17 protein-coding genes are annotated in these 20,878 nt (G+C 69.0%); 6 read left to right on the top strand and 11 right to left on the bottom strand.

All coding sequences use genetic code 11. The annotated features are described in order from the left end of the window. Positions 1 to 9 precede the first annotated feature (9 nt). The 4 genes from ACFVH2_RS05185 to ACFVH2_RS05170 form a co-directional block, all read right to left on the bottom strand. Positions 10 to 1,704 (bottom strand): SulP family inorganic anion transporter, encoded by a 1,695-nt coding sequence (locus tag ACFVH2_RS05185; protein WP_378422941.1) that lies wholly within the window; start codon positions 1,702 to 1,704, stop codon positions 10 to 12. Between the two features lie 152 nt (positions 1,705 to 1,856). Continuing rightward, positions 1,857 to 2,858 (bottom strand): ketol-acid reductoisomerase, encoded by a 1,002-nt coding sequence (ilvC, locus tag ACFVH2_RS05180; protein WP_378423184.1) that lies wholly within the window; start codon positions 2,856 to 2,858, stop codon positions 1,857 to 1,859. A 70-nt stretch (positions 2,859 to 2,928) separates the two neighbouring features. Next, the gene (ilvN, locus tag ACFVH2_RS05175) at positions 2,929 to 3,432 is read right to left on the bottom strand and encodes an acetolactate synthase small subunit (RefSeq protein ID WP_142101225.1); all 504 of its coding nucleotides are present in this window, start codon (positions 3,430 to 3,432) and stop codon (positions 2,929 to 2,931) included. Further along, complete coding sequence (locus ACFVH2_RS05170) at positions 3,429 to 5,381, bottom strand: acetolactate synthase large subunit (protein WP_378422938.1); 1,953 nt, start codon at positions 5,379 to 5,381, stop codon at positions 3,429 to 3,431. Before ACFVH2_RS05170 ends, ilvN begins: the two co-directional genes overlap by 4 nt. Before the next feature lie 285 nt (positions 5,382 to 5,666). Here ACFVH2_RS05170 and ACFVH2_RS05165 point away from each other — a divergent pair, with 285 nt between their 5' ends. Further along, the gene (locus ACFVH2_RS05165) at positions 5,667 to 6,212 is read left to right on the top strand and encodes a PH domain-containing protein (protein ID WP_378422936.1); all 546 of its coding nucleotides are present in this window, start codon (positions 5,667 to 5,669) and stop codon (positions 6,210 to 6,212) included. A gap of 147 nt (positions 6,213 to 6,359) precedes the next feature. After that, positions 6,360 to 8,201, top strand: coding sequence for a dihydroxy-acid dehydratase (gene ilvD / locus ACFVH2_RS05160; RefSeq protein WP_378422934.1), 1,842 nt, complete (start codon positions 6,360 to 6,362; stop codon positions 8,199 to 8,201). 85 nt (positions 8,202 to 8,286) lie between these two features. On the opposite strand, the gene ACFVH2_RS05155 is transcribed toward ilvD, so the two are convergent. Continuing rightward, the gene (locus tag ACFVH2_RS05155) at positions 8,287 to 9,324 is read right to left on the bottom strand and encodes a Glu/Leu/Phe/Val dehydrogenase dimerization domain-containing protein (RefSeq protein WP_378422932.1); all 1,038 of its coding nucleotides are present in this window, start codon (positions 9,322 to 9,324) and stop codon (positions 8,287 to 8,289) included. A gap of 348 nt (positions 9,325 to 9,672) precedes the next feature. Between ACFVH2_RS05155 and ACFVH2_RS05150 the strand changes: the two genes are divergently transcribed. Then, positions 9,673 to 11,211, top strand: a complete 1,539-nt coding sequence (locus tag ACFVH2_RS05150; RefSeq protein WP_378422930.1) for an amino acid permease — start codon at positions 9,673 to 9,675, stop codon at positions 11,209 to 11,211. A 34-nt stretch (positions 11,212 to 11,245) separates the two neighbouring features. Here the strand turns inward: ACFVH2_RS05150 and ACFVH2_RS05145 are convergent, their stop codons facing one another. After that, complete coding sequence (locus ACFVH2_RS05145; protein WP_378422928.1) at positions 11,246 to 12,136, bottom strand: DoxX family protein; 891 nt, start codon at positions 12,134 to 12,136, stop codon at positions 11,246 to 11,248. Positions 12,137 to 12,224: 88 nt separating this feature from the next. Between ACFVH2_RS05145 and ACFVH2_RS05140 the strand changes: the two genes are divergently transcribed. Then, positions 12,225 to 13,379: a PQQ-dependent sugar dehydrogenase gene (locus ACFVH2_RS05140; RefSeq protein ID WP_378422926.1), complete on the top strand. Its 1,155-nt coding sequence runs from the start codon at positions 12,225 to 12,227 to the stop codon at positions 13,377 to 13,379. A gap of 3 nt (positions 13,380 to 13,382) precedes the next feature. On the opposite strand, the gene ACFVH2_RS05135 is transcribed toward ACFVH2_RS05140, so the two are convergent. The 3 genes from ACFVH2_RS05135 to ACFVH2_RS05125 all read right to left on the bottom strand — a co-directional run bounded on the left by ACFVH2_RS05135 (position 13,383) and on the right by ACFVH2_RS05125 (position 16,842). After that, the gene (locus ACFVH2_RS05135; RefSeq protein WP_378422924.1) at positions 13,383 to 14,576 is read right to left on the bottom strand and encodes a cation:proton antiporter; all 1,194 of its coding nucleotides are present in this window, start codon (positions 14,574 to 14,576) and stop codon (positions 13,383 to 13,385) included. Positions 14,577 to 14,672: 96 nt separating this feature from the next. After that, positions 14,673 to 16,196: an Asp-tRNA(Asn)/Glu-tRNA(Gln) amidotransferase subunit GatB gene (gatB, locus tag ACFVH2_RS05130; RefSeq protein ID WP_378422922.1), complete on the bottom strand. Its 1,524-nt coding sequence runs from the start codon at positions 16,194 to 16,196 to the stop codon at positions 14,673 to 14,675. A 10-nt stretch (positions 16,197 to 16,206) separates the two neighbouring features. Next, positions 16,207 to 16,842 (bottom strand): TetR/AcrR family transcriptional regulator, encoded by a 636-nt coding sequence (locus ACFVH2_RS05125; protein WP_378422920.1) that lies wholly within the window; start codon positions 16,840 to 16,842, stop codon positions 16,207 to 16,209. Positions 16,843 to 16,993: 151 nt separating this feature from the next. Here ACFVH2_RS05125 and ACFVH2_RS05120 point away from each other — a divergent pair, with 151 nt between their 5' ends. Continuing rightward, positions 16,994 to 18,562: an MFS transporter gene (locus tag ACFVH2_RS05120; protein ID WP_378422917.1), complete on the top strand. Its 1,569-nt coding sequence runs from the start codon at positions 16,994 to 16,996 to the stop codon at positions 18,560 to 18,562. Between the two features lie 163 nt (positions 18,563 to 18,725). On the opposite strand, the gene ACFVH2_RS05115 is transcribed toward ACFVH2_RS05120, so the two are convergent. Beyond that, positions 18,726 to 19,274, bottom strand: coding sequence for a TetR/AcrR family transcriptional regulator (locus ACFVH2_RS05115; RefSeq protein WP_378422915.1), 549 nt, complete (start codon positions 19,272 to 19,274; stop codon positions 18,726 to 18,728). 37 nt (positions 19,275 to 19,311) lie between these two features. Here ACFVH2_RS05115 and ACFVH2_RS05110 point away from each other — a divergent pair, with 37 nt between their 5' ends. Further along, entirely contained in the window at positions 19,312 to 20,043 is a 732-nt protein-coding gene (locus ACFVH2_RS05110) for a lysophospholipid acyltransferase family protein (RefSeq protein ID WP_378422913.1), read from the top strand. On the opposite strand, the gene ACFVH2_RS05105 is transcribed toward ACFVH2_RS05110, so the two are convergent. Next, positions 20,040 to 20,858 carry a CPBP family intramembrane glutamic endopeptidase gene (locus ACFVH2_RS05105; protein ID WP_378422911.1) on the bottom strand — a complete coding sequence of 273 codons (819 nt, stop codon included), beginning with the start codon at positions 20,856 to 20,858 and terminating at the stop codon, positions 20,040 to 20,042. The genes ACFVH2_RS05110 and ACFVH2_RS05105 overlap by 4 nt on opposite strands. Between the last annotated feature and the right edge of the window lie 20 nt (positions 20,859 to 20,878).

The raw sequence follows: 20,878 nt of genomic DNA, 5'->3' as shown, positions 1-20,878 counted from the left end.
GGGCCGGAGCTACCGGGAGGTCTCGCTCCGGAACGCCTCGACCGCGGTGTCGAGGGTCGGAAAGAAGTGGTCCGGGCCGAACCGCTCCCCCAACCCCAGCTGCCGCAGCTTGTCCTTGACCGGATCCTTCATCTCCGCGAACACCAGCCGAATTTCGTTGCCGGACAGGTACTGATCGAGTTCGACGAGCTCGTCCATCGCCGTCGTGTCGAGCCCGGTGATCGGTTCGGCCGCGACAATCACCCAGCGGACCGGATCGGGCGCGTCGGTGACGAGCCCACGCACGTAGTCGTCGAAGAGCGCCCCGTTCGCGAAGAAGAGCTGTGCGTCGAACCGGGCGACGACCAGTCCGGGGATCCGGTGCCCCTCGGGGTGCCGGGCGAGGTCGTGGTACCCGTCGAGGCCCGGCACCACCACCAGTTCCGCCCGGTACGGCTGCCACGCGTGCACGACCACCGCCACGAACGACAGCCCGATCGCGATGACGATGCCCTCGAGGACGCCGACGAGCGCGACCCCGAGGAACGCGGCGATCGCCAGCCCGGTCTCGATCCTGCTCATCGACCACATCGAGGTGAGGCTGCGGATGTCGACGAGTGAGGTCGCCGCGACGATCACGACCGCGGCGAGCGCCGCCGTCGGCAGGTAGCCGGTCAGGCCAGGCGCGACGAGGATGAACACGACGATCAGGACCGCACCGACGACTCCGGTGAGCTGCGTCTTGGCGCCGTTCTGTTCGGCGACCGGGGTGCGGGAGGAACTCGCCGACATCGGGAATCCGCCGAGGACGCCGCTCGCGACGTTGGCGGTGCCGATCGCGCGCATCTCCTGGCTCCCGTCGACGGACTCGCCTCGCCGTGCCGCGAAGGTGCGCGAGAGCACCCCGGTGTCGGCGAACGCGACCAGGGCGATACCGGCCGCGGGGCCGATGAGGTCGAGCACGTCGGACCACTGCAGCCCGCCGAGCGCCGGCGCGGGCAGTCCGTGCGGCAGCGCTCCGACCATCGGGATCTCGTCGTCGAGGCCGAACGCGTAGGCGACGGCAATGGATCCGATCACGGCGACGAGCACACCGGGGATGCGACTGTGGAACAGCTTGAACGCCAGGATCACCACGATGCCGCCGACGCCCACGGCCGCCGCGGTGGCGTCGATCTCGCCGCCGGCGATCGCGGACACGGTCTGCCGGACCTCGTCGATCAGGTTGACGCCGTCGACGGAGAACCCGAGCAGTTTGGGGATCTGGCTGATGATCACGACCAGGGCGATGCCGTTGAGATAGCCGAGCCGGATCGGCTTGGACAGCAGGTCGGTGACGAAGCCGAGTTTGAGCAAGCCGCCGGCGATGAGGATCGTGCCCATGATGATCGCGAGCAGTCCGGCGAGGGCGACGGCCCTGGCCGGGTCCCCGGCCGCGAGCGGGAGGACGGCCGCACCGATGATCGGGGCGAGCGAGGAATCCGGTCCGAGTACCAGGATCTTCGACGGACCGACGAGGGCGTAGACGATCAGCGGCACGATGGTGGCGTAGAGGCCGGTCTCCGGCGGCAGGCCCGCCGCCTGCGCGTAGCCCATGCCCGCCGGGATGAGCAGTGCGGTGAGCGCGATACCGGCGGTGATATCGGTCCGCAGCCAGGACCGCTCGTAGTTCCGGGCCACCGCGATGCCAGGAAGCCACGACCGCAGCGTCGACTGTTGTGCCATCCACCACCTACCCGGACAACGCACAGGGCCCGATGCCCTCCGTGACAGTGTGCACCGTCACGGGGTGACATCGGGCCCCGAATTGCGCTTCGCGCCCCGTGAGTCTTGTCGGCCCCGGACGGGACCGAAGGACTCACGGGTGGCGCAGCCGCCTAGGCGGTTTCGGTGATCGGGCGATCGACCCAGCTCATCAGGTCGCGCAGCTTCTTGCCGGTGACCTCGATCGGGTGCTCGGCGTTGGCCTTGCGCAGGCCCTCGAGCTCGGTGTTGCCGTTCTCGACGTTGGCGACCAGGCGGCGGGTGAACTCGCCGGACTGGATGTCGGCCAGGATCGCCTTCATGCGCTCCTTGGTGCCGGCGTCGATGACGCGCGGGCCGGAGAGGTAGCCGCCGAACTCCGCGGTGTCGGACACCGAGTAGTTCATCCGGGCGATGCCGCCCTCGTACATCAGGTCGACGATGAGCTTGAGCTCGTGGAGGACCTCGAAGTAGGCCATCTCCGGCGCGTAGCCGGCCTCGACCATGACCTCGAAGCCGGTCTTGACGAGCTCCTCGGTGCCACCGCAGAGCACGGCCTGCTCACCGAACAGGTCGGTCTCGGTCTCTTCCTTGAAGGTGGTCTTGATGACGCCGGCGCGGGTGCCGCCGATCGCCTTCGCGTAGGACAGCGCGAGCGCCTGGCCCTCGCCCTTCGGGTCCTGGTCGATGGCGATCAGGGCGGGAACGCCCTTGCCGTCGACGAACTGGCGACGCACCAGGTGGCCGGGGCCCTTGGGGGCGACCATGCCGACGGTGACGAACTCCGGGGCCTTGATCAGGTCGAAGTGGATGTTGAGTCCGTGTCCGAAGAACAGCGCGTTGCCGTCCTTCAGGTTCGGCTCGATGTCGTTGGTGAAGATCGACGCCTGCGCGGTGTCGGGCGCGAGCACCATGATCACGTCGGCCCACTCGGCGACCTCGGCCGGGGTGCCGACGGTCAGGCCCTGCTCCTCGGCCTTCGCGCGGGACTTCGAGCCCTCCTTGAGGCCGATGCGGACATCGACGCCGGAGTCGCGCAGGCTCAGCGAGTGCGCGTGGCCCTGGCTGCCGTAGCCGATAACCGCGACCTTGCGGCCCTGGATGATCGACAGGTCGGCGTCATCGTCGTAGAACATCTCGACTGCCACTGGTATTACCTCTCCTCTGGTTTAACTTCAAAGCCTGGCTGAATTTGTCTAGAAGGTACTACCGGGCTGCGGTGATGGACTTCGGACCACGTCCGACCGCCACCACCCCGGACTGCACGATCTCCCGGATTCCGTAGGGATCGAGCATCCGCAGTAGCGCGTCGAGCTTCGACCGGGTACCGGTCGCCTCGACGGTCACCGACTCGGGCGAGACGTCGATCACCTTGGCGCGGAACAGGTTCACCGTTTCGATGACCTGAGTCCGCACGCTTGCATCGGCCCTGACCTTGATCAGGACCAACTCGCGTGCCACCGACGCCTCGTTGTCCTGCTCGACGATCTTGATGACGTTGATCAGCTTGTTGAGCTGCTTGGTCACCTGCTCGAGCGGGAACTCGTCGACGGTCACGACGATGGTCATGCGGGAGATTTCGGGCAGCTCGGTGCCACCGACCGCGAGGGACTCGATGTTGAAGCCCCGGCGCGAGAACAAGGCGGCCACACGGGCCAACACTCCCGGCTTGTCCTCGACGAGAACACTGAGGGTGTGGCTGGTGCTCACTGGTTGTCCTCCGCTTCCGTGGCAGCAGCGGCCTCGCCGTCGCGCTGCTCGCGTTCCATCGCCTCGTGGATGACGGCCGGCTCGGCGGCCGCCTCATCGTCGTCGAACAGCGGGCGGATTCCGCGCGCCGCCTGGATCTCGTCGTTGCTGGTGCCCGCGGCCACCATCGGCCACACCTGGGCGTCCTTGCCGACGATGAAGTCGATGACGACGGGCTTGTCGTTGATCGACTGCGCCTCGCGGATCGCCGCCTCGACGTCCTCCTCGCGCTCGACACGGATTCCGTGGCAGCCCAAGGCTTCCGCGAGCTTGACGAAGTCCGGGATGCGGACCGCGCCGTGCGTGCCGAGGTTGGTGTTGGAGTACCGCTGGTCGTAGAACAGGGTCTGCCACTGACGGACCATGCCGAGGTTGCCGTTGTTGACGAGCGCAACCTTGATCGGCACGCCCTCGACGGCGCAGGTGGCCAGCTCCTGGTTGGTCATCTGGAAGCAGCCGTCGCCGTCGATGGCCCACACTTCCTTGTCGGGCATGCCCATCTTGGCGCCCATCGCGGCGGGCACCGCGTAGCCCATGGTGCCCAGGCCGCCCGAGTTGAGCCACGTGCGCGGCTTCTCGTACTTGACGAACTGTGCGGCCCACATCTGGTGCTGGCCGACGCCCGCGCAGTAGATCGCGTCGGGTCCGGCGAGCCGGCCGACGGCCTCGATCACGAACTCGGGCGAGAGCGCGCCGTCGGACGGCTTGCCGTACGCGAGCGGGTACGTCTTGCGGATGTCGTCGAGGTAGGCCCACCACTGCGTCAGGTCCAGTGTGGTGCCGGTCGCCTTGTCCGCCTTGATCGCCTCGATCAGTTCGGTGATGACCTCACCGCAGTCACCGACGATCGGGACGTCCGCGTACCGGTTCTTGCCGATCTCGGCGGGGTCGATGTCCGCGTGGATCACCTTGGCGTCCGGCGCGAACGAGTCGAGCTGCCCGGTGACCCGGTCGTCGAAACGGGCACCCAGGGTGATCAGCAGGTCGCTGCGCTGCAGGGCCGCCACCGCCGCGACGGTGCCGTGCATGCCGGGCATGCCGCAGTGCAGCGGGTGGCTGTCGGGGAAGGCACCGCGGGCCATCAGGGTGGTCACGACGGGGATGCCGGTCAGCTCGGCGAGCTCGAGCAGCTCGGCCGAGGCGTCTGCCTTGATGACGCCGCCACCGACGTAGAGCACCGGGGACTTCGACTCGGCGATGAGCCGGGCCGCCTCGCGGACCTGCTTGCCGTGCGGCTTGCTGACCGGGCGGTAGCCGGGCAGCCGCATCTCCGGCGGCCACGAGAACGTCGTCTGGGCCTGCAGCACGTCCTTGGGAATGTCGACCAGGACCGCACCCGGGCGACCGGAGGACGCCAGGTAGAAGGCCTCGGCCATGATCCGCGGGATGTCGATGCCGTCGGTGATCAGGAAGTTGTGCTTGGTGATCGGCATGGTGATGCCGGAGATGTCGGCTTCCTGGAACGCATCGGTGCCGATCAGACCGCGTCCGACCTGACCCGTGATCGCGACGACCGGGACGGAGTCCATCTGCGCGTCGGCCAGCGGGGTGACCAGGTTGGTGGCGCCGGGACCGGAGGTCGCCATGCAGACGCCGACCCGGCCGGTGGCCTGGGCGTACCCGGTGGCGGCATGGCCGGCACCCTGCTCGTGCCGGACCAGCACGTGTCGGACCTTCTTCGAGTCGAAGAGCGGGTCGTAGACGGGGAGGACAGCGCCACCCGGAATGCCGAACACGGTGTCGACCTCGAGCTCCTCGAGGGCCCGCACCACGGACTGGGCGCCGGTGACCCGCTCCGGGGCGACCTGACGACGGGTGCCGGGCTGGGGTGCCGCCGTCGCGGGGCTTGGCTGACCTTGGCCCCCCGACTTGCGCGGCGTGGGCTGCGGCCGTGCTGTTGGTGCGCTCACTGGTAATCCTCTGGTCATTGACGGTCTCTAGCTGACTCCGGGCAATAAAAAACCCCCGTCAGCATTCACTGCTGTACGAGGGTGGCGCGTCGTGCTTGCGAGTTGACTACGAATCGACTCAGGCGACGACGCGCCGGCCGATTACGAGCAACTCATTCTGCTTCACGCGCTCGAAGGTAGGCGCGTCAAGGGTAAACAGTCAACTTTGGTGAGTATGCTGTCCCAGAATGTGAGAAGCGCTGGCGTCGATGCGAAGATGGTGCTGTGTCATCCCCATCGCAGCCCGTGCCACCACGACCATCCTCCCACACCGCCGATCCGGCCGAGCAGTCCATCCACATCTCGAAGCTCGGACTCCTCGCCGTCGCACTGCTCGCGTTCGGTTTGACCTTCGTCATCTTCCCGAGCCCGCCGTACGTCTCGGCGCTCTGGCTGATTCCGGTCCTCGTCGCGGTGTGGATGCTCCGGGTCCGGACCGTCGCCGACTCGGACGGACTGCGCCTGCGCCGGATGTTCTCCACCCGGAGCCTGACCTGGAGCGAGATCAAGGGCTTCCGGTTTCCCAAGCGTGGCTGGGCCCGCGCCGAGCTCACCGACGGCAGCGAGGTGACCCTGCCGGTGGTGACCTTCGGGCGGCTGCCCCAACTGGCCGCCGCGAGCGGCGGCCGCGTCACCGATCCGTATGCGGCCGCCGACCGCGCGGCCCGCGAACAGCGGGAGCGCGAACAGTCCGAGCAGCACGACACCGGAGCGGAGCCCACGGAGCGACCCGACGACACCGGAGCGGAGCCCGCGGAGCGAGCCGAAGACGCGGATCGGGACGCGAACTAACACGCGAGTACCGTTGGCGGCAAGCACCCGACGACAGTCGGGCGGTCCGCCCACCCTCTGCGACCGCTCCTCCGCGGCAGCCCCCGCGCGTCGGGTTCCCCCGATCACGGCACGCTCGACCGTGCCCCGAAGTTGAAGGACACGCCCATGCCCCCGTTGAGGTCACGCACCACCACCGTCGGACGCAACGCGGCCGGAGCGCGCTCGCTGTGGCGCGCCACCGGCATGACCGACTCCGACTTCGGCAAGCCCATCGTCGCGATCGCGAACTCGTACACCCAGTTCGTGCCCGGCCACGTGCACCTCAAGAACGTCGGCGACATCGTGGCCGAGGCCGTGCGCGCCGCGGGCGGCGTGCCGCGCGAGTTCCACACCATCGCCGTCGACGACGGCATCGCGATGGGTCACGGCGGCATGCTCTACTCGCTGCCGAGCCGCGAGATCATCGCCGACTCCGTCGAGTACATGGTCAACGCGCACACCGCCGACGCGCTGGTGTGCATCTCGAACTGCGACAAGATCACGCCCGGCATGCTCAATGCCGCCATGCGCCTGAACATCCCGACGGTGTTCGTCTCCGGCGGTCCGATGGAGGCGGGCAAGGCGGTCGTCGTCGGCGGCGTCGCCCAGGCCCCCACCGACCTGATCACCGCGATCTCCGCGAGCGCCAACGATTCCGTTTCCGACGAGGGACTCGACGAGGTCGAGCGCAGCGCCTGCCCGACCTGTGGGTCGTGCTCGGGCATGTTCACCGCCAACTCGATGAACTGCCTGACCGAGGCCCTCGGCCTGGCGCTGCCCGGCAACGGCTCGACGCTGGCCACGCACGAGGCGCGCCGCGCGCTGTTCAGCAGGGCCGGCACCACGGTCGTCGAGGCCGCACTGCGCTATTACCGCGACGAGGACGATTCGGTGCTGCCGCGGAACGTCGCCACCCCCAAGGCATTCCGCAACGCGATGGCGCTCGACGTGGCCATGGGCGGCTCCACCAACACCGTGCTGCACACGCTCGCGGCCGCGCAGGAGGGCGAGGTCGACTTCGACCTCGACACCATCGACGAGATCAGCCGTCGAGTGCCCTGCCTGTCCAAGGTCTCCCCCAATTCGGACTATCACATGGAGGACGTGCACCGGGCCGGCGGCATCCCCGCGCTGCTCGGTGAGCTCCGTCGCGCCGGACTGCTCGAGACCGACGTCTCGACCGTGCACACCGCGAGCTTCGACGAGTGGCTCGACACCTGGGACATCCGCTCCGGCAAGGCCTCCGAGGAGGCACTCGAACTGTTCCACGCCGCACCCGGCGGCGTGCGCACCACCGAACCGTTCTCCACGAACAACCGGTGGAGCGCACTCGACACCGACGCGGTGGGCGGCTGCATCCGCGACAAGGAGCACGCCTACACCGTCGAGGGCGGCCTGGTCGTGCTGCGCGGCAATGTCGCGGTCGACGGTGCCATCCTCAAGACCGCAGGCATCGACGAGGAACTGTTCACCTTCCAGGGCCCGGCGCTGGTCGTCGAGTCGCAGGAGGAGGCCGTCTCGGTGATCCTGCAGAAGAAGATCAAGCCGGGCGACGTGCTCGTGGTGCGCTACGAGGGACCTAAGGGCGGCCCGGGCATGCAGGAGATGCTGCACCCCACCGCATTCCTCAAGGGCGCCGGCCTCGGCAAGGAGTGCGCGCTGATCACCGACGGCCGGTTCTCCGGCGGCACCTCGGGTCTGTCGATCGGCCACATCTCCCCGGAGGCCGCGGCCGGCGGCGTGATCGGTCTCGTCGAGAACGGCGACCAGGTCCGCATCGACGTCGCGACCCGCACCCTCGAGATCCTCGTCGACGACGTCGTGCTCGCCGAGCGCCGCGCCAAGATGGAGGCCTCCGAGCGGCCGTGGCAGCCGGTCGACCGTCAGCGCACCGTCACCACCGCGCTGCGTGCGTACGCCGCGCTGGCCACCTCCGCCGACAAGGGTGCCGTTCGGCAGGTCCCGTAGCCGCCCTCACGTCCCGAGTGAACGTGCCGTTCGTTCGATCTGATCGAGTGAACGGTTCAGTTCACTCGGGACGGGGCCGGCAGGCTCAGGCCGCGGCGCGCACCTCCGCGATCCGCTTACGCGCCAATGTGATGGCCGCGGCGTCGGGGTCCGTCCCGGTCGCCGCCGCGTGCCGAAGGATCTCGTCGACGACCCCGCCGATCCGGTCGACCCGATCCAGGAATTCCGTCTCGCCGCTGACCTCTGCGGCGCAGGAGATCAGCCCGCCGGCATTGGACACGAAGTCGGGGACGTGGACGACGCCACGAGCGGTCAGTGTCGCCCCGACCCCCGGATCGGCGAGCATGTTGTTCGCCGCCCCGACAACGGCGCTCGCCCGCAGACTCCCCGCGATCGCCTCGGTCACGACCAGACCGGGTCCGGCGGGGCACACGACGTCGACGTCTGCGAGCAGGATCTCGTCGAGCGCGGTGGCGCTCGCCCCGTGACGCTCGACCGCCAGCTGGACCCGGGCGGGATCCGGATCGGCGACCAGCACACGGGCGCCGCGCTCGGTGAGCTGCTCGACGATCCCGAGGCCCACGTTCCCGATCCCCTGCACGGCAACCCGAAGCCCGTCGAGTCCGTCGTGCCCGATCCCGTTGCCGGACAGTCGGTTCGCCACGGTGAGGATCGAGGCGACCACGCCACGCGCCGTGTACGGCGACGGGTCGCGGCCGTCGCTCGACACCTGCGGCGCGTACCGCCCGATCACCTCGAGGTCGGCCGGACCGGTTCCCATGTCGGCACCCGGAATGTAGCGACCGCCGAGCGCCGCGACGTGCCGCCCGTGCTCCTCGAGCAGGTCACGGGACTTGTCCTCGCGCGGGTCTGCGTTGATCACCGACTTGCCGCCCCCGAGCGGCAGTCCCGCGAGGGCAGCCTTGAACGTCATCGCCCTGGCCAGCCGCAGCGCGTCCGCAGCGGCGAGGTCGTCGCTGGCGTACTTACGAATCCGCACACCCCCGAGTGCCGGGCCCAGCGTGGTGTCGTGCACGGCGATGATGCTCGCGAATCCGCCGGTCAGTCGCCGGATGGACAGTTGCTCGAAGTCCTGTTCGGCGAGGGTGTTGACGGCGCTCATTGCTGCTCCTTCACTGACGGCACCCACCACGACGCCACCCTCGTGGGGCGACCGCGCTGTGGGGCAATGGATACGGGGATTCCCGCGGTCTGAACTGTAAGCCGCGTCACACGATTGTCAACAGGTGTGGGCAAGACGCAGCCCCGCCCGCGGATCGAGTGATCACCGTGCTCAGCTGGACACCGACGCCCACGGCCGATGCTGAGCAAGGCGCACAACTGCGCCGCTCGGTGTTGCACGGATCTGCGGCCGGTGCTTTTCTCATCTCGCCAGTGAGACCCACGTCACACCTGGTGGCCACGATCACCGGCCCACGAGGCCGTACGGAGCGAACCGAGGAGCCCACCCATGCCCGGAAGCGGTATCTGGCGCACGAAATCAGTCGAACAGTCGATAGCGGACACCGACGAACCCGGCACACGGCTACGGCGCGAATTGACAGCCCGTGACCTGACGGTGTTCGGCGTGGCCGTCGTGATCGGTGCAGGCATCTTCACGCTGACCGCACGAACCGCGGGAAATGTTGCCGGGCCGTCGATTTCGCTGGCATTCGTGCTCGCCGCCTGCGCCTGCGGCCTGGCGGCTCTCTGTTACGCCGAGTTCGCCTCCACCGTCCCGGTGGCCGGCAGTGCCTACACCTTCTCCTACGCGACCTTCGGCGAATTCGTCGCGTGGATCATCGGCTGGGACCTCATACTGGAGTTCGCCCTCGCCTCCGCCGTGGTCGCCAAGGGGTGGTCGCTGTATCTCGGCAATGTCTTCGGGGCCAGCGGTTCGACCACGGCTCACCTCGGCCCGATCGACTTCGACTGGGGCGCACTGCTGATCATCGGCGCCCTGACCATCGTGCTCGCGGTCGGAACCAAGGTGTCCTCGCGAGTCTCGGCGATCGTCACCGCAATCAAGATCATTGTCGTGCTGCTCGTGATCGTGGTCGGCGCCTTCTACATCAACAAGGACAACTACGCGCCGTTCATTCCGCCCGCCGAGGGCGCGGCCAGCACCGCCGCAGGCATCCATCAGTCGCTGCTCTCGTTCTTCACCGGCGCAGGCGGCAGCACCTACGGCTGGTACGGCCTGCTCGCCGCCGCCGGCCTGGTGTTCTTCGCATTCATCGGGTTCGACGTCGTGGCCACCACCGCCGAGGAGACCAAGAACCCGCAGAAGGCCCTCCCGCGGGGCATTCTCGGCTCCCTGGCCATCGTCACGGTCCTCTACGTGGCGGTCACCCTCGTACTGACCGGCATGGTCAAGTACACCGACCTGCGCACCGGCAGTCCCCTGGTCGGCGACAGCAGTGCGACCCTGGCCACCGCCTTCGAGGCGCACGGAATCACCTGGGCGCAGATGGCCATCAACTTCGGCGGCCTCGCCGGGTTGACCACCGTCGTCATGGTGATGATGCTCGGGCAGACCCGGGTGCTGTTCGCGATGTCCCGCGACGGGCTGATGCCGCGGGGCCTCGCCAAGACCGGAGCCAAGGGCACCCCCGTCCGCATCACGCTGCTCGTCGGTCTCGTCGTCGCGGTACTCGCCGCGGTCTTCCCCATGGGCACCCTCGAGGAGATGGTCAACATCGGCACCCTGTTCGCCTTCGTCCTGGTGTGCCTCGGCGTGCTGGTGCTCCGCCGGACCCGGCCCGACCTGCCGCGGGGCTTCCGGGTACCGCTGGTCCCGCTCGTCCCGCTGCTCGCCGTGGCCGCCTGCGGATGGTTGATGCTGAACCTGTCGGTGGAGACCTGGATCCGGTTCGTGGTGTGGATGGTCATCGGGGTCGCGGTGTACTTCGCCTACGGGTACCGCAAATCGGTCCTGGGCAGGCGGCTGGCCGCACCCCGTGAGCCCTCGCCCCAGCCTGCGCCCGCGCCGACGACGCTCACCGTCTGACCTTCCGACCGTCCGACGGCTCGAATCCCCCGACTCAGGTCAGGGGGTTCGAGCCGTTGAGGAAGACCCACAGGCACACGCCGCCCGCCACACCCAGAATCAGTGCCAGCGAGGATCCCACGTGCGGGCGGGTCGCCCACCTGCGCCGCCCGTCCACCGAGATCCGCCCCGGGCCGGTGAGGATCAGCGCCACCAGCGCCGCGCCGAGCACGGTCTCCAGCTCGACGCCGCCGGGCGCGAAGAACTGGAATCCGGGTTCGGCGGCCTGGCGCACGCACCACGCGTTGATCATCAGCGCCAGCAGACCCGCCGCGGCCAGCGGGGTCAGCAGCCCGACGACCAGGCAGATTCCGGCCGCCACCTCGCCGACCGCGCCCACCACCGCCAGGAGTCGCGCCTGCTGGAAGCCGGCGTCGAGCAGGTAGGTCTCGAACCCGTCCATGCCGGGTCCGCCCCAGACGCCGAAGAGCTTCTGCAGTCCGTGCGCCACCGCGACAGCACCGAGCGCCACCCGCAGCACCAGCAGTCCGAGATCCAGGGTGCCGCGTGGCGTTGCGGCGACCGGAGCAGGCGCAACCACCTCGGGCACCGCCTGGGCGGCGGCGAACGTCGCAGCCAGTTCGCGGTCGTACGAGTCCGCCGTGCGCAGTTCCTCGGTGACGTTGTCGCGCCGCATCACCTCGGTGTCGTTGTCGGCGCGGCCGTCGTCGACACCGTGGTCGTCGAATCGCATCTGCTCGACCACCGGCTCTACCGCACCGATCGGCGGCAGCGAAGCGCCGCGGTACGTCGGAATCTGCTCGGTCGGCAGCAGCCCCAGGTCCTCGTCGGTGGTCGGGATCCGCTCTGTCGCTCGGTCGAACGGGCTCGAGACCGATCGCTCGGCGGCGTCACGGTCGGGGGTCTGTCGCGGCTTGTCGGTCACGGACCCAGGGTAGAGCGCGAGGAAGTTCGACGCGGGGGTCGAGGGTCGGCGCGCCGAACCCGCCCGCGGCTGCGTACCGTTCGAAGGCATGGGACTGCAGTCGATTCGCCGCGCCACTGCCGCATCGCTGTCGGTGTGCCTGGCGGGCCTGGCCGTCGTCGGCTGCGCGAGGTTCGACGACGCCGCCTCGACACCCTTCAGCACCGTTCCGACATTCTCCGCGGGCGGCGAGGTGCAGCCCCGTCAGCAGGCTCCGACGTCGAGCCCCACCACCGGCCCCGACGAGCCGCCGCGGCCTCTCGTGCCCTGCGAGGACCCCGATCCGAACGTCGTGGCCACCTGCCTGGACTCCACCGGCGGACTGGCGATGTTGCCGGGCGGCCAGTCTGCCCTGGTCACCGAACGAACCACCGGACGTATCCTGCGGGTCGCGCCCGGCGCCCCGCCCGAGGAGATCGCCCGCCTCGACGTCGACGGCTCCGGCGACGGGGGCCTACTCTCGATTGCCCTGTCACCTTCCTACGTCGAGGACAACCTGCTCTACGCCTACGTGAGCACCCCGAGTGACAACCGGGTGGTGCGGCTCGCGCCCGGTGACACCCCGAAGGCCGTGCTCACCGGCATCCCTCGCGGCGCCTCCGGCAACGCGGGCTCCCTGGCATTCACCGCACCGAACGAACTGATGGTGCTCACCGGCAACACCGGGAACCCCTCCGCTGCAACCGATCCCGCCTCGCTGGCCGGAAAGCTGTTGAGGGTCACCGCGCTGACCCCCGACCTGCCCGGTGGCCAGCCGCAGCCGCAGATCGCCCTGTCCGGCATCGGTACCGCGGGTGGCGTCTGCGTCGATCCGCACGGCGGCACGGTGTGGGTGACGGACCGGACACCGCTCGAGGACCGGCTGCAGCGCGTCGCCCCGAACGGCGCCGCCGGCGCTCCGGTGTGGTCGTGGCCGGACCGTCCCGGCGTCGCCGGCTGCGTCGCGGACTCCAGCGCGGTCGCGGTGGCGTTGACGGCGGGAAAGGCACTGGCGGTGGTCGCGCTCGATCCGCACACCGGCTCCGCCACCGCTGCACCGTCCCTGTTGGCGCAGAACAAGTACGGACAGCTCGGCGGCGCCGCCCTGGGCGACAAGAACGAAGTGTGGGTCGCCACAGTCAACAAGTCCGGGAATACGGCCGGACCCACCGACGACCGGGTCGTCAAGATTCCGGCACCCCAGGGCGGCGGCGGATTCGACTGAACGCTAGAGCGCCGCGCCCTCCTTGGCCTTCGGCGCGAGTAGCGAGGCGGCCAGCGGCAGCAACAGCACCGTGATGGCGCCCGCCGCAACGAGAATCGAGGCGTTGGCGGTGGACATCTGGCCCGCGTCGACCGCCACCTGGGTCACCGCCACGATGAGGGGCAGGCCGGTCGCAGCGTAGAGCGCCACCTGCCCCCGTTCGCGGGTGGTCGGTGGGGCCTGGGTGCCGTCCGGCCCCCGGTCGAACCGTTCGGCGAAGAAGACCGGGAGCCCGCGCACCACCAGGATCAGCACGAAGAAGGCCACCAGCACACCGGGTTTCGCGGCGACTGCGGAGACGTCGATCGCCATCCCGGAGGTGACGAAGAAGATCGGGATCAGCAGCCCGAACGCCAGTCCGTCGAGCTTGGCCTCGAGACGCTCGTTGCCGCCGGGGAAGGCCCTGCGCAGGATGAAGCCGGCAGCAAAGGCGGCGAGGATGCCGTCGACGTCGAAGACGCTCGCCAGCGCGCCGAGCGCGACGAGCAGCAGGATCGTCAGCCGCACCGTCGTCTGCGCCGTGGTCTCGGAACCGAGCCGGATGATCGACAGCAGTTTCGATCCCTCGCGGCGCACTCCCGCCGGGATGAACGCGACGCCGACCGCGGCGGCCGCGAACGCCGCCAGCACTATCACCGAGCCGATCGTGCCGCGCGATCCGAGCAGCACCGCCATCGCGACCACGGGACCGAGCTCGCCGAACGCACCGTGATTGAGAACCGCCCGGCCGAGCGGGGTCTTGACCACCCCACTGTCCTTGAGGATCGGCAGCAGCGTCCCGAGCGCGGTCGAGGTGAGGGCGATCGCGATCTCCGCGTTGATCACCCCGGTCAGTCCGAGCAGCCCGACCACCGTGAATGCCGACGCCAGGCACACCAGCCAGGTGATCAGGGCGCGGCGACCGCCGCGCCCGGTGACCTCGTCGGTGTCGATCTCGTAGCCCGCGAGCAGGAACAGCATGCCCAGTCCCAGTTCGCGCAGCAGCCCGATCTCCGGTCCCGCCGCCGCGAGATCGAGGACGTGCGGGCCGATCACGATGCCGGCGATGAGCAGCAACACCACCTCGGGTACCAGCTTGCGCGGCACCAGACCGGCGATCAGCGGTGCGATCACCGCGCAGAGCGCTATCCAGAACAGGGAGGCACCGACCGAAGGCATTTCCTGATTCTGCCTGGGCGCACGTCCCGATACGCGTGAAGGTCCGCGCCGTGTCGGGCGCGGACCTTCGGTGGTCGCGTTCGCGGGGCGTCGGACCTAGGAGCAGGCCTCGATGACCAGTTCCTTGACCCGAGCCGGGTCGGCCTGCCCCTTCGTGGCCTTCATCACAGCACCGACGATGGCGCCGGCGGCCTGCACCTTGCCCGCGCGGATCTTGTCCGCCACAGACGGATTCGCGGCGAGCGCCTCGTCGACCGCGGCCTTGAGCAGGCTCTCGTCACGGACGACCACCAGCTCGGGGTGGTTGGCGACGACCTGCTCGGGGTCGCCCTCACCGTCCAGCACGTAGTCGACCACCTGGCGTGCGACCTTGTTGTTGAGCTTGCCGCTTTCGATCAGCGCGACGACCTGCGCGACCTGTGCGGGGGTGATGGGCAGCTCACCCAGCTCGACGCCGCGGGTGTTCGCCTGCTGCGCGAGATACGAGACCCACCAGGACCGAGCCGCCTCCGGGGAGGCGCCCGCCTCGGCGGTCGCGATCACCAGGTCCAACGCGCCCGCGTTGACCAGGTCACGCATCACCTCGTCGGAGACACCCCAGTCGGCCTGGATGCGGGCGCGGCGGATCCACGGCAGCTCGGGCAGGGTGCCGCGCAGCTCCTCGACCCACTCGGCGCTCGGTGCGACCGGCTCGAGGTCCGGCTCCGGGAAGTATCGGTAGTCCTCAGCAGTCTCCTTGCGGCGGCCTGCCGAGGTGGTGCCGTCGGCCTCCTGGAAATGCCGGGTCTCCTGGATGACCTCGCCACCGGAGCTGAGAACCGCCGCCTGCCTGCGCATCTCGTAGCGCACGGCCACCTCGACGCTCTTGAGGGAGTTCACGTTCTTGGTCTCGGTACGGGTGCCGAACTCCTTGGCGCCGATCGGCATCAGCGAGATGTTGGCGTCGCAGCGCATCGAGCCCTGGTCCATCCGGACGTCGGACACGTCGAGGGACTTGAGCAGATCCCGCAGCGCGGTGACGTATGCGCGAGCGACCTCGGGGGCGCGTTCGCCCGCGCCCTCGATCGTCTTGGTGACGATCTCGACGAGCGGGACACCGGCGCGGTTGTAGTCGAGCAGCGAGTGGCTGGCACCGTGGATGCGTCCGGTCGCGCCGCCGACGTGCAGCGACTTCCCGGTGTCCTCTTCCATGTGCGCGCGCTCGATCTCGACCCGGAAGGTGGAGCCGTCGTCGAGGACCACGTCGAGGTAGCCGTCCGTCGCGATCGGCTCGTCGTACTGGGAGATCTGGTAGTTCTTCGGCTGGTCCGGGTAGAAGTAGTTCTTCCGCGCGAACCGACCCCACGGGGTGATCGAGCAGTTGAGCGCGAGGCCGATGCGGATAGCCGACTCGACGGCCTTCTCGTTGACCACCGGCATCGACCCGGGCAGGCCGAGGCACACCGGGCAGACCTGGGTGTTCGGCTCGGCACCGAAGGTCGTCGGACACGGGCAGAACATCTTGGTCGCGGTGTGCAGCTCGACATGCACCTCCATGCCCATCACCGGCTCGAACTTCGCGAGCACCTCGTCGTAGTCGAGAAGTTCTGTCGTGGTCGCCACCCGGCCGGCTGCAGTCATGGTCACGAGTTTATGCGTCGCGTACCGGGAGCAGCAGATCGGCCAGGTTGTCGATCTGCTCGTGCACCTCCGGCCAGGGGTCGCCGGAGCCGTCGACCTTCGCCAGCCGCAGGGCGACCATGCCGTGCACGGCGCTCCACAGGTGCATCGCGAGCATGACGGTGTTCGGGTCGTCGACGGGAAGGCCCAGGTAATTGCCGATCTCCGCGGTGATCAGTGCGATCGCCCGCTGTGCATACGAGCCCGTCACCGAGCGCCCGGGCACGGGTGTCAGGTTGGCGACGAAGAACACCCGGTAGTGGCCGGGATTCTCGAGGCCGTAGGCGACGTACGCGTGCCCCATCGCGCGCAGTCGGGCGGCTGGATCGTCGCCGGCCTGCCGGGCCGCGGCCACCACGGTCTCCGAGAACTCCTCGAATCGCAGTTCACGCACGGCTCGGTGCAGCTCGTCGCGGTCCGCGAAGTGCAGGTAGATCGAGGTGGGAGTGACGCCGACACGACGCGCGACACCGCGCAGGGAGACCTCGTCCACGTTCCCGGTCTCGCCGAGCATCTCGCTGGCGGCCGCCAGAATCTCGGCGCGCAGCGAGTCGCCGTCCCCACGACGGGAGGGCGTGCGGCGGGGTTTCTTCCTGGTGGAGATCACCCCGACCACCTTAGATATGACCCGGAACCGGGTGCGGCCGGACGCCGAGAGCGACCCGGCTCACATTGACACCCTTAGGGCTACGGCTGTTACTTTACGCCCGTAGCCCAAACATTCCGTACTCGATCCGCGCGCCCGCGCAGGAGGCCCGATGGCGATCACCGACGCGCCCGCATCGTCCGAGGCCACCACCCGATACCCCACCGCCACGCTGGTGACCGTGTGCATCGGCATGTTCATGCTGATGCTGGACATGACGATCGTCGCCGCCGCGCTGGCGAACATCCAGTCCTCACTGGACGCCTCGCTCAGCGGACTGCAGTGGGTGGTCGACGCGTACACGCTGCCGGTCGCCGCGCTGCTGCTGACGGCCGCGACCCTCGGTGACCGGATCGGCAGGCGCAGGCTCTACATCGCGGGCATGACCGTGTTCACCCTCGCCTCGCTCGGGTGCGCGCTCGTGGGCAGCGTGGCGGTGCTCAACACCGTGCGCGCGGTCCAGGGTGTCGGCGCCGCACTGCTCTTCGGCGTTTCACTCCCCTTGGTCGCCGCCGCATTCCCGGAGCCCACCAAGCGGGCCAAGGCAATCGGTGTCTACGGCGCGGTGATGGCGGCGGCGACCGCGGCCGGCCCCCTCGTCGGCGGGGCGCTGGTGACGGCGTTCGGCTGGGAGTGGATCTTCCTGATCAACGTGCCCATCGGCATCGGTGCGATCGCCCTCGCCTGCCGCTATGTCACCGAATCACGTTCGGCCAGTGCGCAGCCCGCCGACTGGATCGGCACCGGCCTGCTCACCCTCGGCCTATTCCCCGGCGTCCTCGCACTGATCCAGGGCAACGACTGGGGCTGGTCGTCGCCGCGGGTGCTCGTCCTCGGCGCGGTCTCCGCACTGTCGACGGTCGCGTTCGTGATTCGCGAACTTCGGGCCAAGTTCCCGATGCTCGACGTGCGCCTGGTGGTCCGGCCCGCGTTCGCGGCCAATGCCCTCGCCGCGGCCGCCTCTGCCGGAACCTTGGTGGCCGCCACCAACTTCCTGGCGCTGTACTTCATCAACACGCTCGGCCACGATCCTTTCCAGGCCGGGCTGCGGGCGCTGCCCCTCACGCTGGCGGGCCTGCTCGTCGCGCCGCCGGTCGCAATCCTGCAGCACCGGTGGCCGCCGCGCTGGTCGCTGCCGATCTCGCTGGGCGCGGTGGCGATCGGCCTGTGGCTGTGCACCGGGTCGGACGCCGGAACCACGTGGACCCACTTCGTCGCCGGCTCGATCGTCGGCGGCGGCGGCCTCGGTGCGGTGACGGTGATCGCCTCGCAGACCGCGCTCACCTTCGTGTCCGACGATCGGGCGGGGATGGCGACCGGTGCCGTCAACACCGCCCGCCAGATCGGCACCGTGATCGGGGTCGCGGGACTCGGCGCGGTGTTCTCGCACGCGGTCGCGAGCGAAGCACGCGCCGGGCTCGCCCACCTCGCCGTCGGGTCGATGACCGTGAACGTCCCCGCGCCGCAGGCTCAGGCCGTCACCGAGGGCCTGGCCGCGGGTGGCGGCCTGCGCATCCTCGAGTACGTGCCCGAGCAGTTCGCCGCCGCGACGCCGGCGTTGTCGGTGCTCGCCCGAGGTGCCACCGCGCACGGCCTCGACGCCGTCATGGCCACCGGATCGGCGATTGCCGCAGTCGCCGCCGCCGCGGTGTTCGTGCTCTGCCGGGTCGGCCGCCCGTAAGGTCCTGCTTCGTGAGCGAACAGCGAGAGCACATGTCGCGAGGAGGCCTCTACCCGCGACAACGATGACGAACTGGTCGCCGATCGCAAGGCGTGCCAACGTCTCCTCGAGTAGCGTGGCGAGGACGCGCTCGGGTCCACCCTGCCGTAGACGTCCGGGCTGATCACCGGAGGCTGCTTCGCACGACGCGGTCGATCAACTCGCTCTCGTTCACACCTGCGACGGCGAGCTCGAGCGATCCGGTCGACGAGAGCACTGCGATTCCATGGATTCCGACCCACAGCGCGGCGGCGGTCCCTTCCGGATCTGACGTGGTTGCGGACTGTTCGACCAGGTGGACCACCCAGTTGAACATCGGTTGGGAAACGGTTCGCAGTTCGGCTCCCGACCCTTCGAGCAGGTCGTGACGGAAGATCAGGGTGAACATTGCCGGCCGACGACGGGCGAACCCGACATAGGAAGTGGCCACCTCCGCGACGTCGTTTCCTGACCGCTCCGCCGCCGCTGCGAGAGCGGCACCAAGGTCGTGCAGGCCCTGTTCTGCGATCGCCGCGAGGAGGCTGCGATGCGTCGGGAACCACCGTCGTGGCGCGCCGTGAGAAACGCCCGCCTTCCGCGCGATCGCACGCAGGCCGATTTCTGCCGAACCGGTCTCTTCGAGCAGTTCGACTCCAGCTCTCACCAGCGCCGACCTCGTGTCTGTCGCCTTCATGTAGACAGTGTCTCCTATCGTTGTGTAGACACTGTCTATGTCCAAGTGGGGTACCTGTTTCTATCGGCTGTGCCGACACGTCTTGGTCGGTCCGGCGCTGCATCTGCGAGGACGACCGAAGGTCTTGGGGCGCAGGAACATTCCGCGGCGCGGGGCAGTCATCGTGGCGGCCAACCATCTCGCGGTCCTCGACTCGTTCTATCTGACCCTGGCAGCGAGGAGGCAGGTCACGTTCCTGGCGAAGAGTGACTACTTCACCGGCGGCGGCGTCACGGGTCGTCTCAAACGTTGGTTCTTCTCTGCTGTGGGCCAGATCCCGGTCGATCGACGGGGCGGGGGCGCAGCGTCGCCGGCGCTCGAAGCCGCGGCCCGGATCGTCGAGCGCGGCGGGGCGTGGGGCATCCATCCGGAGGGGACACGATCGCCCGATGGGCGTCTCTATCGGGGACGGACAGGCGCTGTCCGCATCGCGATGGACACCGGAACACCCCTCGTGCCGGTGGCAATCACGGGCACCCGGCCCGATCGACGTGGGCCGTGGTGGCGACACAGGGTTGTGGTCGAGTTCCTCGAGCCGTTGGACCTGACGCCATATCGGAATGCCGGCGGCGACGGCGTCCGCGCAGCCACGGATGCCTTGATGCTGGCAATCGGATGCAGAACAGGCCAGGAGTACGTCGACACATACGCGAAGGCGTGGACGACCCCGACATCCGGACCCGAGGCTGCGGTGAGCCACGTGGTCGGAGCCTGGGCAGGCTCCGACTAGGCGTGGGATGCGATCGTTGTCTCGCCGGCGCCACGGGACGGTTCGATGTCGCGCCGCTTGACGAGGAGGATGATCGCGAGGATCGGGTAGGCCAGCAGAGGCGCGAAAGTACCGACGTACGCCTGCTGGTCCACAAGGATGACGGCCCCGGTGAGCAGCGAGAAGTCGAAGAGTCCGTGCATGACGGAGTTCAGTGCGTTGCTGCCCGAGACGCGCCGGGTGAGGTAGAAGAAGTATCCCGCGAGGCTGACGATGATCGCCTGCGGGATCGCGGAGGCGCCACCGCCCGTGAACGCGTTCGACAGGTGCACCACGCCGAAGACGAGGCTGGACCACAGGGCGACCCGGCCCTCACTGAGGCCGTGCCGGCGCAGCACCGTGACACCGATGCCGCGGAACATGCCCTCCTCGCCCCAGCCGACGAACTGCGTGGCGACCAGGAGACAGACGACGAACAGCCAGCCCTTTTCCGACAGCGCGCTGTAGTTGATTCCCAGCAGGATCGCGGCGAGGAGAATCCCGGGCACGACCCAGACCCATCGGTTGACCGGGCGGTCGTCCTTCATCACCGGCCGCCACCACCCCAGCGCGGCGATGACACCGTAGGTGAAGATGACGGAAAGTCCGAGCGGGATCAGCATCGTGAAGACCACCCCTCGGGTGGTCAGGGTGTCGTCCTCGTCGGCCCAGCCGCCGATCAGCGTGCCACTGATCTTGATGACCGCCAGGTACGCGACGACGATCACGGCGAAGGCCAGGTAGGAGAGGCTGCGCCCGGTGACAACTGCCGGCGCCTCGTGCTTCGGAGTACTCACAGCGCCAGACTAGAGTCCCA

It is taken from the genome of Rhodococcus sp. NPDC127527 (assembly GCF_042672245.1).
GTDB lineage: Bacteria > Actinomycetota > Actinomycetes > Mycobacteriales > Mycobacteriaceae > Rhodococcus_G.
The sequence above is the reverse complement of the archived record's forward strand: the minus strand, read 5'-3'. Positions and strand labels throughout refer to the sequence as shown.

Bases quoted from the DNA above. Each gene is read 5' to 3' on its own strand.
- ACFVH2_RS05185 (WP_378422941.1), bottom strand. From the start codon at position 1,704: ATGGCACAACAGTCGACGCTGCGGTCGTGGCTTCCTGGCATCGCGGTG.
- ilvC (WP_378423184.1), bottom strand. From the start codon at position 2,858: ATGTTCTACGACGATGACGCCGACCTGTCGATCATCCAGGGCCGCAAG.
- ilvD (WP_378422934.1), top strand. From the start codon at position 6,360: ATGCCCCCGTTGAGGTCACGCACCACCACCGTCGGACGCAACGCGGCC.
- ACFVH2_RS05155 (WP_378422932.1), bottom strand. From the start codon at position 9,324: ATGAGCGCCGTCAACACCCTCGCCGAACAGGACTTCGAGCAACTGTCC.
- ACFVH2_RS05150 (WP_378422930.1), top strand. From the start codon at position 9,673: ATGCCCGGAAGCGGTATCTGGCGCACGAAATCAGTCGAACAGTCGATA.
- ACFVH2_RS05140 (WP_378422926.1), top strand. From the start codon at position 12,225: ATGGGACTGCAGTCGATTCGCCGCGCCACTGCCGCATCGCTGTCGGTG.
- ACFVH2_RS05135 (WP_378422924.1), bottom strand. From the start codon at position 14,576: ATGCCTTCGGTCGGTGCCTCCCTGTTCTGGATAGCGCTCTGCGCGGTG.
- gatB (WP_378422922.1), bottom strand. From the start codon at position 16,196: ATGACTGCAGCCGGCCGGGTGGCGACCACGACAGAACTTCTCGACTAC.
- ACFVH2_RS05120 (WP_378422917.1), top strand. From the start codon at position 16,994: ATGGCGATCACCGACGCGCCCGCATCGTCCGAGGCCACCACCCGATAC.
- ACFVH2_RS05115 (WP_378422915.1), bottom strand. From the start codon at position 19,274: ATGAAGGCGACAGACACGAGGTCGGCGCTGGTGAGAGCTGGAGTCGAA.
- ACFVH2_RS05110 (WP_378422913.1), top strand. From the start codon at position 19,312: ATGTCCAAGTGGGGTACCTGTTTCTATCGGCTGTGCCGACACGTCTTG.